This window comes from Aliterella atlantica CENA595 (assembly GCF_000952155.1).
GTDB classification, from domain to species: Bacteria; Cyanobacteriota; Cyanobacteriia; order Cyanobacteriales; family Chroococcidiopsidaceae; genus Aliterella; species Aliterella atlantica.
On record NZ_JYON01000002.1, the window covers coordinates 229,644 to 245,166 of the forward strand.

The window sequence follows — 15,523 nt, forward strand, 5'->3', positions numbered from 1 at the left end:
ATGATTAGTTAATCTGTCCGAGCGAATAATTTAAAATTAGGTCTACACATATGTACAACAGAAAATTTAGCATCCAAGCAACCTTCATTAATATGAATCTAGCTATCTGATAATTTATAGAATTGTATTCAAGTAAATTTAATAAGCTAGGAAATGCAAGTGGAGAATTTAATTGAAACAAATTACCCGATTGGGCAATTATCTCATTAGTAATGATACTAAAAACAGCTAGAAAAGCTATAGCTATAGTTCCATTTTCGCGTGTTAGTAATTTATTTGTTAAGAAAACTAATAATGCTCCTGAAAACAAAAGTGGTAAGAAGTAGAGATGATATAATGCACTGCCAAAGAAGATAACTGCAATTGGAGCTTGCCACAACTGATTAAGGCAATCGCTTCGATTAGTAAGTAGATAAAAAATTGCCCCAAAAACTATATAAAATATACTCCGAACTGCATAGGGAATAAGGATGCGTTGAAATTTCGTTTTCTAAAATTGACAAAAAACATTTTTACTGAAGTTTTGAGTTGTAAAAAAGAAAGATACAGTTAGAAAAAATGGAACAGCAAAATAAAACAATAGTCTAAATTGTAATGCCCAGTATCTTACAGGAACTCCCCAAGTTTCATCACCTGAATGGACGACAACAACTACAAAAGCAGCTAAACCTCGGCATAAGTCAATACCTAATAGCCTGCTTTTCTTCTCCATGTTATGTATAAATATATATTTTGTATCTTGATTGGACGTATTTGAGTATTGCAAGCTCAAATTTATAAGTTACGAACGCTATTTTATTCTGGCTGCATAAAATATGGAGGTAATGTGTCATTGTTAGTTATTGAAGAGAAAAACTTAAGATATTGACTAGCTACAGTGGATTTCGAGAAACGAAAATCGTCATTAGTTTGATTTAATGGTAGTTTTAAAGTCCAAACAATAGCTTGCGAAAGATTACTGACAGCATCGCCTCTGAGATCGAAATAAGAACAGCTATGAGAGCCAATTTCCTTAAATATAGGAATATCAGAACAAACTATTTTACATGAAAAATACATAGCTTCTGCTAGAGGTAAACAAAAACCTTCTTGAGAAGAAGGAGCTACAAAAATTTTACAATTTTGATACAGCCAACATAATTCCTTATCTTGTATTGAGTTAACTAGCAACACTCGTTCTTGAAGAGAAAGAGCAGAAATTTGGGCATACAAACTGTCAGTTTCAGGTCCAGTGCTACCAACAATAACTAATTTAGTTGAATCTGACAAATATTGCTGTTTATTTAATAGAGAAAATGTTTCAATTAACAGAGCGATATTTTTGTTTTTACGATGTTGAGCTACGCATAGCAAGAAAGGCTCGTCTTCCTTAAGATTTGTTTTATTAGGTTGTTCGCAACTAATTAAATTAAAATTAACATAATTATAAATTACAGTGATATGCTTGCTTAAACAAGTATTAAGAAAATACTTATTTAAACTACTAAGTGTTGATTTAGATACACAAGCAAGCCCATCACTGTTTGCTATACACTGCTGCAAAAATAAACGGTTAAATATGACATTTGGATATCCAAAAACCTCTGGATTTTCATAAGGATATAAATCATGAATTGTAGAGACAACAGGTAATGAGAACAACGGACGTAAAAACGGAAATGGAAATGACATATAAACTATATCTGCGTGCAGACTGTTGACTAAGACGGGTAAACCGAATAGAAACCATAGATTTCTTATCAACGAATTATTTTTAATATCTACACCAATCAACTTGATTTTTTTAGAACTAAATAATGTTTCAAAATAGTCCTGCTGCCAGGCTCCTATAATTAATGTAACTTGTGCAACTTCGTTAGTATCAGCTAAACATTGAGCAAGATTTGCTGCATGTCTGCAAACACCAGTTGGTTTTGAAGGTCTGTGTAAAGCAACAATTATAATATGCATATTAAGTTTATATGTATCAAATTGGTTGTCAAAATTAGACTTAGCTCTTGCAGCTTGTAGCTCTGACAAATGTATGTTTTCGCTATCAAAAGTTTGTCTGATATCAGCTACAGAGAATTATATTTAGTATTGGAAGGCTGGTAAGAGGACAAGAGTTTTACAACATTCTTTAAAACAAAAAATATTATTTACATGATGTAATTTAGCTGAAAAATTAGGATATCTTTAATGCGACAAAACTTGCAAACTTTGCACAGTTATAGTGATTTTTGAGTATTTGCCTGATGGACAATCCCTGTGTAAAGTTGGTTCAACTGTTTGCCCATAACCTTCCAGCTATAATGTTGGCTTACTCGCGCTTGCCCTGCCTGACCCATCTTTATTTTCAGTTCTGGTTCTTTAGCTAACTGAAGCATTGCTGCTGCTAGGTCGCGTACAGCTTGATAAGGCTCATTTGCAGGAATTTTAATACCTGTTTCATTTGTCACTTGAATCGCAGGTTCTCCCAAATTTAGACAGAGAACAGGACGACCTGCTGCCATTGCTTCTATACACTCCCATCCTCCAGAACTATGTAACCTGGGATGAACTAGCACATGGCAATCTCTCAATAGATCCAAAGTTTTTTCACGTGATAATTTACCCCAAAATTTGACTTTATGAGCAACTTGCAAGTCTTGTGCTAGGATTTGCAACCGCTTTAATTCTTCTCCTTCTCCTACAATCCAATACTCTGCATTTGGTAGATTTGCCTGAGCGAAGGCGCGTAAACCCAGATGGAAGCCTTGCCAATGCTGGAGTCTACCTATACTGATAAACTTAATTGTTTGCCCATCGGGTATTTCATATTTAGCTAGACGTGCTATATCTTCCTCAGATAACCCTGATTCTGGTATGACTTGCACTTGACTTGCACCTAGTTTGTAGAGCCGTTCAGCTATATTTTTAGTTGTTGCTCTAATTACTGCACTCCTTTTAGTTGTCAGATGTAGGAATGGATCTCGCTCTTTTAGCCAGCCTTTAGTGCTACGGACAATTTCGTAGATTTTGGCTCTCAAGCTAAAATCCTGCCAAAAGGATGCTGGTGCAGATTCTCCACTACCTATTGGACCCCAAACTAAAGGCAGTGGCATCAGCGATAGAAAACTAGGATTGAAGTAATTCCCAAAGCTGACATCGTGAATCAGATCGAAACCAATTTTCTGATGTAAGCGACGGGCAACAAAATACACTTGAATTTGCCAAAGGTAATAGTGGAGTTGCATTTCCTTAGTCTGTTGCCTCTGGATATCTTGCCAAAAGGGCAGAGTGACGCTAACAAAGTGAAGATTTGGTATAGGGTTGCGTGCCAGCTCTGTCTCAATTGCTTCCCAACTTTTACCCAGTCGGGTAAGTACCCAAACCTGATGATAATTAGCAATCTCACGAATAATATGCCAATTTATACCCAATTTTGAACTGATTCCTGGTTCGCATGAGTAAGCAGATATTAAAATATTCATACTTGTATTAAATTAACCAATATGCTGAGGAATTATTTTGAGCGTCTTCGGAGATAGTGAAGTAGGATTGAGTTAAAGAAAAGTCGAATTTTAATAGACTGGCTGGATTTGCATTTATTTGGGCATTGCCAAGCTCTACCTAATTCACAATTTCTGTGTAGGCATAATTAACCAAGTCAATAATCAACTTCTATTGCTAGCTAAACAGCGTTGGCGATTGGCAACATATATTCGATAATTTTCGTGTTATGTCGCTACCCATTTTTGGTTTGATGATTTAGTAGCCCTTTGTGTTTGTTTCAACAAGCGCCGTTCTTGCCAGGGCAGTCCTAGCATAAATGCGATCGAAAGCATGAACCCTGGTTCTTCCATCTGAGTGAAAATACAACCAAGGACTAAAACAGCTAGTAAAGTAACTCGCAAAAAATCATTTAGACCAAAGTGTTGCCAAGCTAAATAAGTTAAAAACAGATATGCTCCTAAACCCAAAAGTCCTAAATCTCCCCAAAGTCCCGCCCAACCAAATATAGGACTAAATAGACTAGAACTATAACAAAGCCAGAAACTGTTGACAAACTCAATTGCTTGCTCGCCAATTAGGCTAGTAGTAGCGCCTAGAGGACCAAGTATTGACCAATAATCCCTCAAAAACCATGCTCCCAGACGACTAACTGTATGTCCAGGACCTAGACCAAACAACGAATTTAGCGGCGATTGATAATAGGCTAAAATTGATCGCACCGAGTAGAATTTGGCATACCAAGCCTCGCCATCAGGTCCGTAAAGTTCTGGTCTTGCCCAAGCTGTAAAACTAGCAAAGGCTTCTAAGTTTTGGACGCACCAAAGAAAGGCGTAGCCGACGACAATAATCGTACTGAGAAGTTTTATAGTTTTAGCTAGATTCTTCGTGTTAAGCACGATCAATAAAACCCAGGCGACAGCATAGGCAAGTAGAAGTTGTTTGGAATCAGAAAATAAAACATGCCAAAAGGCTGCTACAAGAGCAGCTATACGAATCCAGAGCGGAAAAGTCTTTTTATCAGTAAAAAAGTATAGGGCAAAAGCAACTGATACCGAGGCAGATATATAGTTCCCAGCTCCACTCACGAAAAAGACTCCACCGCATCCGTCCGTCCCATTAAATCCTTCTGCATAAAGTTTTCCAGCATCAATTAGGGGTTTTTGGGCAGCAGCAAGTCCGAAGTTAATTAAAGCTGACCACAGCAACCACTTCTTGATGCGTGTAATTGATTGATAGGACATAGGAATGCAAACGATCGCCAGCAGGAACATGAATGGTTCGCCCAGCATCATATAAGAAACTATGGCATTGATTAAGCCCGTACTGTTCCACAAAGCACTAGCAAATACTACAACCAAAAGAGTGAAAAGTCCGAATATGAAAGAATATGCGATCGCAATCTGATTGCGATCCTTTGCCCGACTTGTAAATAACACAATCCCTAGAACAAATGGCACAATTGCGAAGTGCGCGAGGTTAAGAATTGAAGGAGCACCAGTAATTGAACAAAAAATTCTGGAGTAAAAAACTACAGAAAAGGCAATGATAATTAAGGTTGAGTTCCCTATCCATCCCTTTGTCTTCGATTTCCTAGCTATAGGTGAGTGCGGATGCATAACAGGGATCTCCATTATGAATGTTTGAAGCAACAAGGTAAAATTTGGAAGTTCGCCTAAATCCTCACATAAATAACTGTGTCAATCGCTAATATTTTTCACGTCGCTCAACCCTTGCTGTTGTCCTTGAAAAGCGATGTATTTACTGTTTTTATTAAATTATTAAAATATAAAAAATGATGATTTCTTATTTAGTTCATAAGCATCAATGAGTTTTGTATTATCTTATTTCTCTTTTTCAAAACTACTATTACTTTTATTAATTTGCTCTGCCATATAATAGCCTACAACTACTTCCGAACACTTGGCTTGCCACCACTGTATAGATGCTTCATGCTTGGATTCTTTCAGTTCTGGGCTTTGCATTATTTTTGTAATTTTCTGTTCTAACTCGCTCCATGTTGATAGCTGGATGGCTGGAGAACCTTGATAAAACCAGCGATGAGGTAAGGCTTCTGTAATAATGATGCAACCGTATCTTAACCCTTCAAAAAAACGAAACGTTTCAAACAAACTGCCGCGCGGAGCAAGGCAAATTTTTGCATCCATTAGCTTTTCAGAGTAGCTTCGCGTATCTTTTGGAAACTTAGCTTCTACTCCAAAATTATCAGTTGTGCCTATAGCAATTTTGAATTCTGGGTACTTGGCTTGAAGTTTTTCTAAAGCCGATAGCATTTCTGCGCGAGCAAGATCTTTTGGGTTTCGCAACCACCGCCGCCGCGACCAAATTGGATAAGATTCGGTAACCAAACTACCTGCAAAGAAAAAATCGTACTGGCGTTCTAGAATCGGCTTAATTGGTAAACTTGCTTGATTGTAGTAGCCAAGTGGAACATCATAAATTGGTGCAACTTTGTTGCTTTTTATGCGATGGAACCAAGCGTTTAGTAAACTTGGAGTGCGAACAACCCAAACCCGCAAAAACTGCATGAAAGACATCAGATTTAGGTAAGAAGGTTTAAGCAAGGAATTGCTACCAATTATCGGTTGCATACTTAGAGTTTTGAAAACAGCCCGCACCTGATGAATATAGCGGGGGATACGGCTAAATTCATCTCCCAGTACAATAGCAACTACATTGTCTCCGTAGGATGGTAATCGCTCGACATCCCATGTTAGATATACTGTTAAGCCCTCAACTTTCAGCCTTTGCTCCATTGCCTCAAAGACTTTACCAAAGTACACGCAGTCGCAGGGCAGATGCCGTTCTACTTGAATATCTATCAAAGGAATTGGGCTGAGAGGAGATTCTTTCAAACAGACGAAGTACTGGTTAGTGACTTGTTTTATAATCATATGCTCTCATTTTCTAGAATTCTAACTGTGATGTAGCTTATGAGTTAAACCGTCACTTACTCACTTCTTTGGCATTGATATTTCCCAACCCTGCTTGTACTTGTCGCATGATTTTTAACAGAGCGGGAGAGTCATAAGCAAAGTTCTTAATCTTTGTCTTAACGACATTAGTTAAGGAATAGTCTGGCTGATTGCGATAAAAACTTACGCCTTTATAAGTTTGATAAGCAATGTAGTCTTTAGTGGTAAAAAGGTTGCCAAATTTATACTCTGATGGAATATAGTGTCCAGTCAATGACTTTCTAGAGCAACGGGTATCTTGAGTTGGTAAAGCGCCATGAACGGTTTTAGAACTCCAAAATAGAACATCTCCTTTTTTTAATTCAGGTGCTTTAATATCGTCCCGATTAGAATCAACGTAAGCTTTAATACGTTGCAACCACTCACTATGGGATAAATTCGGAGTATCGCTATGAAAGTCAGGATTCTCAACTGACTTCGGTACTACATAGAATCTTCCTGCTCGCTCGTCGATATCTTCCAAAGCAATCCAAGAACCAACAAGATGCCCGTTCGGAACGGTATCCAGATACCACCAGTCTTGGTGAGGCTGAGTTTCAGTATTTGCATCAAATAGCATGGTTTGCATTAGATTAAAACTATGCGAACCCGTAATTTGTCGTAGAGCATCTTGAATCGAATCGCCACAATATATTTCCTTGGCAATATTGCTAAACTCAGGAAACTTTTCGTAGTCGTGAATATCTAGGAAAGACTGTTCGACATAACCAAATTCATTTAAACGATTAACTTCATACTGGTTTGTACTTTGTCGAAAGAATGGATAGCGGGAGAGAACAATTTTTTTCGTATACAACTCTAGTAATCGATCGATTAGATCGATAGGAATCAAGTTGCGGAAAACAATATAGCCATTTTCTTGATAGTAGTTTTTTGGTTCCATAAAATTATCTCCTTTCGCTGTTTCAGATGTGCTATGTATAAGAATTAGAGCGATCGCAATTATGGGTGAGAAGAGGAGCGATCGCTCAGAAAAGTAGTTCTTGCTGCCGACTGTAACGGTAGGTCTTCAAGCTGAGATTGAGTGACAATTTCCTGGTAAAGATTTGCCAAGTCACGCCCCTTAGCTTCCCAATTAAAACTTTCTCTGACTCTTTTGCGTCCTGCTTCCCCCATGCGCTGTTGCAGATCGCGATCGCCTGCTAACCAAGTAATTGCTTTCGATAGCTCTCGAACAGCTTGCTCAGGTGTGGAAGCAGCTACTTTAAAGCCAGTATCATTGGTAACTTGAACTGCGGGTCCTCCCAAGTTTAAACAAATGACGGGAAGCCCTGCTGCCATTGCTTCTAGACAAACCCAGCCACCAGAGTCATGTAAGCTAGGATGAATGAGTGCTGTCCCCATACGCAGCTTTTGTAGAACTTCTTCTCGTGGCAGATTTTGCCAGAACTTGACTTGTTTGGAGATTCCTAAATCATCAGCCAGCTTTTGCAGTCGTTTCCTTTCAGGACCATCTCCCAGAATCCAGTACTCCGCATCTGGGATCTGAGCCTGAGCAAACGCCCGTAAACCAAGATGGAAACCTTTCCAGTGCAAGAGTCTGCCACTGCTGATAAATCTAGCTGATGCAGCCGATCTGGGAAATTGAGCAAGACGGGCAATATCCTCGCCAGCTAAACCAGACTCTGATTCAACCTGCACTTGCTTTGCTCCCAACTTCCAGATTCGAGATGCCGTGTCTTGAGTTGTTGCTCTGACAAAGGCACTGCGTCGAGCAGTAAAACGGACAAAGGGATCGGACTCAAACACCCAGCAAGCAAGCAAGCGAACAATTTCATGAATCTTATTGCGGAGATTGAAATCTTGCCAAAATGCTTTCGGGGCAAATTCGCCACCACCCACAGGACCCCAAAGTAGGGGAATGGGAAGGAATGCGAGAAAGCTGGGACGCGAGTATTTGACAAAGGTGACGTGGTGGGCAAGGTCGAAGTCGATTTGCTGGTGAAGGTGACGGGCAACAAAATAGGCTTGAATTTGCCAGAGGTAATAATGTAGTTGCATCAAACCAAACCCCCATTTCCACATACTGTCAAAGATGGGTAGGTTGAAGTAGACAAAGTGCAAATTCGGTTCGGGGTTACGAGCCAGTTCTGTTTCAATGGTTTCCTTGCCTTCATCCGGTCGGGTTAGCACCCAAACCTCGTGATATTTAGCAACTGCCTTGGCAACATTCCAGCCAACACCACGCTCTGACCCCTTTCCTGGTTCACACGAATAAGCAGATAACAAAATTTTCATCGGTACTTCCTCCTTTCTCTAGCCAGGCTGCAAAAGTTTTTCGTAAATTGTAGCGACCTGCTCTGCCGTGTTTTGCCAGGTAAAAGGCTTGACTCTGGCGAATCCTTTGTTTACTAAATCGGTATAGAGAGTACGATCTTTGTAAAGACGAAGCACCGCATCCGCGATCGCTTGCACAGAATTGGGATCGACCAAAAGCCCGCTGTCTCCCACGACTTCTGGCATTGATGAAACATTGGATGTAATCGCTGGAGTACCGCACGCCATCGCTTCTAACAATGTCATGCCAAATCCTTCAAATAGGGAAGGAGAAACTAATACATCCGCTGCGTTGTAGAAATCAACCAAGGTAGCTCTGTCTGGTTTGCCTAAGTAGCGCACGACTTGTTCCAGTTGCAGGTGTTGAATTAGGTCTTTCTGCTCGGCTGTAAAGTCCGAACCTACCTTCCAGAAGACAAACGATAAGCCTACCTGGTTTAAAATTGCTAGGGATTGCAGAATGTTTAGGAGATTTTTCCGGCGATGGTCAGACCCAACATTCAGCAAACAGAATGTATTGGGTTGTAGAGCATACTGCTGGCGAATTGACTGCACCCGATCTGGCAAAGGCTGAAATACTGCCTCAACTGCATTTGGAACCACACGAATGCGATCCGGTTCGAGATTGAGAATTTGAACGGTATCTTTAGCCGTTGCAGCAGAGACAGCAACAACGCGATCGGCATAGCGCATTCCTTGAATGGCATGAAGCCACATCTGATGGCTGACCATCGGCAATTGGACTGAAGCAACACGGTTGTCTGAGTAGAAATAGTTAATCAAGTCATGGCACGTCACAACAGTTCGTTTAGCTGTTTTCCGCAGCCAATAGACCATATGTGCCTCTGCTGCTTCTACAATATGAACGATATCTGTATCCTGTTGCGTGACGTGGCGGGGAAAATTCCAGAACCGCTCGTAGTATTTTCTGACTCTGACTAATGACGAACGGCTTTTTCGATCTATCGGTTGCGGAAATAGTTCGACAATCTCCCATTCAGGACGTATAGCCCTTAGTCCTGACACCAAGCCTTCGGCATAGACATCCATGCTGAATTCAGGCATTGTGCGCGCGATCGCGATCCGCATCAGTTCAATCCCCCTGTTGCTTCATTCTGTATTGGTTCCTTCATCGAAGTGGTGAATGCAGCATGATTTTCAATCGGGGGAGTCAGCTTTTGCCACAAAGCGATCGACCTTTCGGCAATGCGTTGATGGGTATACATCTGATTTACCCGCTCCAAGCCGTAGTTTCCTACCTCTTGTCTCCAGTCTGGATCGTGCATCATGCGCTTCAAGATTGCTGCCAATCCGCTAATATTTTCTTCCTCAAATATCAAGTCTTCTCGCCCAATCGCATGAGGAATTTCACCGCTCGACGAGCCAATCACCGGAATTCCCATCGCCATTGCTTCGATCAGGACGTGACCGAATTGCTCTTTCCATTCAGGAGTGGTGCGGGAGGGCAACACCAGCACGTCAAATTCGCTAATGACCTCTGGGGCTTGCTCGTGACAGACAGCACCCTGCCAGATGACTCGATCTGCTATTGCTTGCTCTTGGGCTATCTGCTTCAGTTCTGCTTCGCTGGAACCAGCGCCACAAATGAGAATGCGAAAGTTGCAGCCCTGTTCGCATAGCTGGCGAGCAGCAGCGAAAATCAAGTCGATCCCCTTACCGCGAGCTAACCGTCCGAAGAACCCAATTTGGAATGGGCGATCGCTAGAACCTGTTTTGTGTTGGCGGGGTGCAAAGAATTCAGGGTCAACGCCCATCTGTGGCATGACTTCTAGCAAGCCAGCGTAACCCCAACGACGCACGATTTCTGCTCCATCCTGATTACCGCAAAGCATCAAGCGAGCAGTATTGAGAACTAACTGACAAGTCAAGCGACGCAAAAGGGGCAGTTGCCGCTCCATATTTTCCCAGCCAAAGATAGCTAGGGGTTTGCCAGTGAATCGACTCCAAATAGCTAATTCAAATGCACACAAAGAGAATGCTTCTTCTTCTACCTGAACGATGTCGGGACGAAAATCATTTAGCACTTGCCACAGCGCCCAGGGAGCGTAGATGTGCGCTCCTCCACGCCCGCTAAACAAGACAGGAGCCGAGTAGGTGCGGATATTGAAGTAGGGGGTTTCTAGTGGGATGAGTCGATTCCATTCCAATGCTTTCCAGTTGCTCGGAGCCAAAAGACCGACTTCAACGTTACCAGTTTGGGCGATCGCATTTAGCTTTCCCTGATTTACACCAACTACGTAGGCATGACTGACAAACAGAACGCGCAATGTCGAGTTTTGTTTACTCGAAGCATCTGGAAGTCTAGTAGAATTTACAGCACTCGATTTATGGGATGTTTTAAACATGATGATGCTACGTTAATGCTGTACTTGATAGGTGAGTTTTTAAGGAATTTGCTAATTGTATTTCGCTAACCTTGCTGAAATATCAAAATTTTTGTCTTGTTAAAAATGAATTGGTGTTTTAGGTGTTTCTATCTCGTTTAAGTGTTGATATAAATGACGAAAGAAACCTTCAGGAGATATCCAGTCTTCCCACAGTTTTCGACACTCGTACTGTAAATCTCTAAATTCTTTTGCTGAGAGTTTATTGTGAAAATCAGCTACCTTTTCTGCAATCGAAGAGAGCTCACTTTCATCTACCCAAACACAGTATTTCTTCCAGTCAATAGCAAAATCATAGGGCATAACACAATCTGTATTGATAAAAACTGGAATCCGTCCAAAACTTAAAGTTTCGTACAAACGGATACAATAGTTTTCATACCCGCTACAACAAATAACATAATCACTATCAATTAGGTTATGGCAATATTCTAACCTTAGTTTCTGAGTCTGCCTTTCAAGTTCAGCGGGATCTTCCAGCTCTAATTTACTAGAAAATGCAAAGTGTTGCCTGAAAATAAAGTTAGTTTCTACTAAATCGCTCCTAGATAAATTTGTTAAAGCTTTCACGCGATTAGTATGACCTGTTGTGTGAAAAAACTTTTTTGTTAGTCCTAATATATCTCCATAAAAGCGTAAATATCTCTTGAGTTTATCAAGACCGAATGGGACTCCCAGGGGCGGTGCATAACCACAAAAACCTACTGTAGGCTTTGCCATTTTTTCACGTATGGGAATTTGATCGTTAAAGGTTTGACCAATAAAATCTGAAGTCCATTCCGGCATTGCAAATTCATTAGGCTTCCTTCTAGATTGAAAAGATGATGTATAAAAAACGATGGTATTTTCTAAGATTTGTTCGCTATCCCAATCTCCTTGTGAAAAGATAGCTACTGGCTTTCCTAGTTCTTTTGCCTTTTCTATAAACTCAATAGCCAAGTTATAGGACGTGTCATCCGAGCTAAATAGATGCCAGTGGGCAGGAAAAATAGCTATATCGGCTTCTTCTAAAGAAGTCATTTCTAGGAAAGAATGACCTGTTTCTACAAGCTTGTCAAACCGTCCAGTTTTAAAATGTTTAGAGTCTTCTGGTATTTCACCCCAAAAAGGAGCAAGGATTGGTACATACTTTAGAGTACGGGGAAGGGGGATTGTGGGTAGATAACTGCGATCGGAGAAGATTTTGAGTTTCATTTTCAGCCTGTTAAGTAGAGGTAGACAAAATTAACTTACTAATATCCGAATTTTTTTGAGAACAAGATCGATTGGTTGGGGACGTAGATGAGGAGCGTACAGCCAGGTAATAGCTAGCTTTGCTATTTGTAAAGGCATCACTCCTACACAAATAAACCAAATACTATAAATCAATCGCTTAGGTAAATTGTGATCGGAGTATTTCCACAAAGCATGAATTCCCCAAGACATCAGAATCAAAGAATTATCCCCAGGAACAGGGTGTTTTTCCGAGTTTAGACGTAAAGATGCTAAACGAGACCACAAACGACCTACAGAACGTCTTTCTAAGTCTTGAGGAATTTTGACGTTAAATTCATTTGTCTTTTTCACTAACAGCGCGTAGCTTTGTATATCGTGACGAACAAAGCGGCGAAAACGACTATCTGAAACTTCAGTTAGCGCCCACTGATTGCTGTTATGAATCCGATAAGCTCCTATAGGCTGTTCGATCTTTTCGACTTTTCCATAAAAGGGAATGGAAATATTTAAATAGTCATCGGCTGTTAATTTGTATTCTTCTGGAATGGGAAATACTTTGGTCAATATATTTCGACTGTAAGCGTTACCACTCATCGGTACGCTACTGTAGCCTCCTGTTTCTATCAGCTGCGGCCATACTTCTCCCTCCGCCAGAGGTACGGTACTTGGAGGATAGAAGTAACCTAGGGGTTGGTTCGCTGCATCTACTACTTGCAGGCGATAATGTACTTTAGCTGTTTCTGCTCGCCAAACTTCTAGGATGCGTTCTATTGCTTGAGGAAATAAGTAATCATCTGCATCCAGAAAGATGATAATTTCACCTTGACTAATCGCCAAACCATCATTTAAAGCCGCAGCTTGCTTTCCATTTACTGGGCGTAGCACTTTAACAATTCTATCTCCGTAACTAGCGATCGCCTCGCGAGAGTTATCTGTAGAAGCATCATCAACTACAATGACTTCAACGTGCGGATAAGTCTGATTTAATGCACTGTCTATCGCCTCATTCAAAAAGCAAGCGTAGTTGTAGTTGTTAACGATTACACTAACACTTATATTCTCATTCATCCTATCGTTCTCAAGTTAACGTTTTAGCAAATGCGAGCGGCAGAAAAAGACTTGATTAAACAAAGCTGAATGAATACTGTCAAGCCTCTTTTTAATGTTTAGTTGCTTCAACATAAAGTGAATCCATTTGCCTTTCTTCTCGATCTATTTGCAATTGTTTACAGGAGCCAATAGAAAAGCCAACTCGAGAAATGTTTTTAAACCCTACTTCAGAAAGTAGCAAGGAAATAGTTTCAAAATCGTAACAATACTGATGTTGCAAATTTTGTCTAAATACGTCATTTACTAATTCCATAGGAGTGTGATATTTCTTTCCTGGTTCAAGCATCCATCCTCGATATTTAATTAGTTCGAGCATCCATTCTCGATTTTCCAAATAATTTTTTAAATACAGCTCTCCATCGGGGACAGAAAGACGAATAATACCACCAGGGCGCAGAATCCGAAAACACTCTTCAAGGAATTTTCTTCCATCCGCTGGGTCAAGATGTTCAAAAAAATGCTCTGAGAAAATTCCCCAAAATCGATGCTCGTCAAAAGGTAAATTTCTCCTTAGATCGCATTCGTAATCAACTCCTTCTGCTGGCCATCCATCTAAGTTGAACCATTCTGCACTGTCAAGACCTTGTGCGCCACATCCTATATTAAGAAAAGAAGCTTTTGTTTTAATCTTTTTAGGAGTTTTCAAGAACAGATAATTCTGGAGTCTTAAGCAAATAAAATGCCAATCTATGCTTAAAGAATATAGGCTATTACGCGACAATATGTTTAAGAGAATTTTTTTCATAATAAGTTCGCTAATAATTGCTTCAAAATCAACTGAAAATACTTTAACAATTGGTTTAGTTTTGTACGCTCGTTCTGAGTAAATCTTTAACTTTCTGACCGCATACTCTCCAATTGAGACGCGAATCATATTCGTGAAACGCAGACATAGCAAGGTTTTTATACTTTGAATAATCTGCAAATAAATCCGTAATATAATTACAGTAATCAGAAATATTGGCATCTTTATCAAATAGCCGACCATTCACGTCATTGTGAATTATTGTCGGAACACCACCAACCGTAGTTGATAAACAGGGAACCCCTAGAGAATTTGCCTCACAAAATACAATCGGGGTACAATCGGCTATCGTTGGTAGAATCAGAAAGTGAGACTCCAGAAATAATTTCTGAATCTGCGTTTTCCCTTCACTGGTAGACTTACTGATAAAGCCTAGCGCCTTCACAAAATCTGGCAAACTTTCTTCTAGCAACGGTTGGCAACCTACAACAGTTAGCTCTGTTTTCAAACCAGACTGATTCAGCTTTTTTGCCACTTGGTAAGCAACGTCTCCCCCTTTTCTGATCCAATCCACCGCAATAAACAATAACTTACAGCGATTGGTAGGTCTAGACTCTATTGCGTCCTTAACAGTCTCAAAAGTCAGTGCGCTTTCAATGTTGGCACCAAAGGGAACAACCTTGACTTTAGAAGGATCGGCTCCGTAATCATGGATTGCGGACTTGGCTGCCCAATCGGACGAATAGATAGCAAGCTTACATCTTTGTAAAGCCAGTTCTTCCATCAGATGCCAGTCTTTAATAACCTGTTGAGGCAGATGAGTGTATAGAGGGTAAAAATTCTGGATATTTGCAAACGTTCCATCTGCCCAAAATACAATTGGCCGATCGCATTCAAGGTAAGCAATTGGATTGACTGTGGCGCTGAAAACAATATCTGATTTTGTGTTATTCAGTTTTTTTGCAACCTGCCTTGCATAACTTTTAAGGATTATAGGATCGGCATCTTGCTGATAATTCTTTTTATGAAATAGCTCGTAGTAGCGGCGTTTGATTTTAGGAACACCATGCAAAGTGACAGGCTCTTTCAAAGGACCTATGTATTCTACAGAAAGAGACTGTTTTTCAAGAGACTGGGCAATATAATACCCAGTCCCTGACCACTCATTAGATCCTCTTAAACTACGTGCATTATAGGTAGTTACATAGGCTATCTTCATACTTTTTGAATTTTAAATTTTAGGATATTAATTTGCAATAATGCTGTAGGGCGAAATCAGGTTTGTATCAATGAAGTCTTCACCA

The 15,523-nt window shown here is 40.3% G+C and carries 12 protein-coding genes; all 12 read right to left on the reverse strand.

The genetic code is table 11. The features are described from left to right. Positions 1-795 precede the first annotated feature (795 nt). Complete coding sequence (locus UH38_RS03580; RefSeq protein WP_235355043.1) at positions 796-2,019, reverse strand: glycosyltransferase family 4 protein; 1,224 nt, start codon at positions 2,017-2,019, stop codon at positions 796-798. A 188-nt stretch (positions 2,020-2,207) separates the two neighbouring features. Further along, positions 2,208-3,452: a glycosyltransferase family 4 protein gene (locus UH38_RS03585; RefSeq protein WP_045053242.1), complete on the reverse strand. Its 1,245-nt coding sequence runs from the start codon at positions 3,450-3,452 to the stop codon at positions 2,208-2,210. 246 nt (positions 3,453-3,698) lie between these two features. Next, a complete protein-coding gene (locus UH38_RS03590; RefSeq protein ID WP_144405614.1) occupies positions 3,699-4,931 on the reverse strand; it encodes a hypothetical protein in 1,233 nt (410 codons plus the stop codon). Between the two features lie 384 nt (positions 4,932-5,315). Beyond that, the gene (locus UH38_RS03595) at positions 5,316-6,347 is read right to left on the reverse strand and encodes a glycosyltransferase family 1 protein (protein WP_144405615.1); all 1,032 of its coding nucleotides are present in this window, start codon (positions 6,345-6,347) and stop codon (positions 5,316-5,318) included. A 91-nt stretch (positions 6,348-6,438) separates the two neighbouring features. Next, positions 6,439-7,350 (reverse strand): phytanoyl-CoA dioxygenase family protein, encoded by a 912-nt coding sequence (locus UH38_RS03600; protein WP_045053245.1) that lies wholly within the window; start codon positions 7,348-7,350, stop codon positions 6,439-6,441. A gap of 59 nt (positions 7,351-7,409) precedes the next feature. Then, positions 7,410-8,705, reverse strand: coding sequence for a glycosyltransferase (locus UH38_RS03605; RefSeq protein WP_045053246.1), 1,296 nt, complete (start codon positions 8,703-8,705; stop codon positions 7,410-7,412). Between the two features lie 18 nt (positions 8,706-8,723). After that, positions 8,724-9,809, reverse strand: coding sequence for a glycosyltransferase family 4 protein (locus tag UH38_RS03610; RefSeq protein WP_235355044.1), 1,086 nt, complete (start codon positions 9,807-9,809; stop codon positions 8,724-8,726). 23 nt (positions 9,810-9,832) lie between these two features. Beyond that, positions 9,833-11,110, reverse strand: a complete 1,278-nt coding sequence (locus UH38_RS03615; RefSeq protein ID WP_072044878.1) for a glycosyltransferase — start codon at positions 11,108-11,110, stop codon at positions 9,833-9,835. A gap of 99 nt (positions 11,111-11,209) precedes the next feature. Next, a complete protein-coding gene (locus UH38_RS03620; RefSeq protein WP_045053248.1) occupies positions 11,210-12,343 on the reverse strand; it encodes a glycosyltransferase family 47 protein in 1,134 nt (377 codons plus the stop codon). A gap of 30 nt (positions 12,344-12,373) precedes the next feature. Beyond that, complete coding sequence (locus UH38_RS03625) at positions 12,374-13,432, reverse strand: glycosyltransferase family 2 protein (RefSeq protein ID WP_045053249.1); 1,059 nt, start codon at positions 13,430-13,432, stop codon at positions 12,374-12,376. 91 nt (positions 13,433-13,523) lie between these two features. Further along, positions 13,524-14,219: a class I SAM-dependent methyltransferase gene (locus UH38_RS03630; protein ID WP_045053250.1), complete on the reverse strand. Its 696-nt coding sequence runs from the start codon at positions 14,217-14,219 to the stop codon at positions 13,524-13,526. A 55-nt stretch (positions 14,220-14,274) separates the two neighbouring features. Continuing rightward, positions 14,275-15,438, reverse strand: coding sequence for a glycosyltransferase family 4 protein (locus UH38_RS03635; RefSeq protein WP_045053251.1), 1,164 nt, complete (start codon positions 15,436-15,438; stop codon positions 14,275-14,277). Between the last annotated feature and the right edge of the window lie 85 nt (positions 15,439-15,523).

Coding starts and splice junctions, on each gene's coding strand:
- UH38_RS03585 (WP_045053242.1), bottom strand. CDS start 3,452: ATGAATATTTTAATATCTGCTTACTCATGCGAACCAGGAATCAGTTCA.
- UH38_RS03600 (WP_045053245.1), bottom strand. CDS start 7,350: ATGGAACCAAAAAACTACTATCAAGAAAATGGCTATATTGTTTTCCGC.
- UH38_RS03605 (WP_045053246.1), bottom strand. CDS start 8,705: ATGAAAATTTTGTTATCTGCTTATTCGTGTGAACCAGGAAAGGGGTCA.
- UH38_RS03610 (WP_235355044.1), bottom strand. CDS start 9,809: ATGCCTGAATTCAGCATGGATGTCTATGCCGAAGGCTTGGTGTCAGGA.
- UH38_RS03615 (WP_072044878.1), bottom strand. CDS start 11,110: ATGTTTAAAACATCCCATAAATCGAGTGCTGTAAATTCTACTAGACTT.
- UH38_RS03620 (WP_045053248.1), bottom strand. CDS start 12,343: ATGAAACTCAAAATCTTCTCCGATCGCAGTTATCTACCCACAATCCCC.
- UH38_RS03625 (WP_045053249.1), bottom strand. CDS start 13,432: ATGAATGAGAATATAAGTGTTAGTGTAATCGTTAACAACTACAACTAC.
- UH38_RS03630 (WP_045053250.1), bottom strand. CDS start 14,219: ATGAAAAAAATTCTCTTAAACATATTGTCGCGTAATAGCCTATATTCT.
- UH38_RS03635 (WP_045053251.1), bottom strand. CDS start 15,438: ATGAAGATAGCCTATGTAACTACCTATAATGCACGTAGTTTAAGAGGA.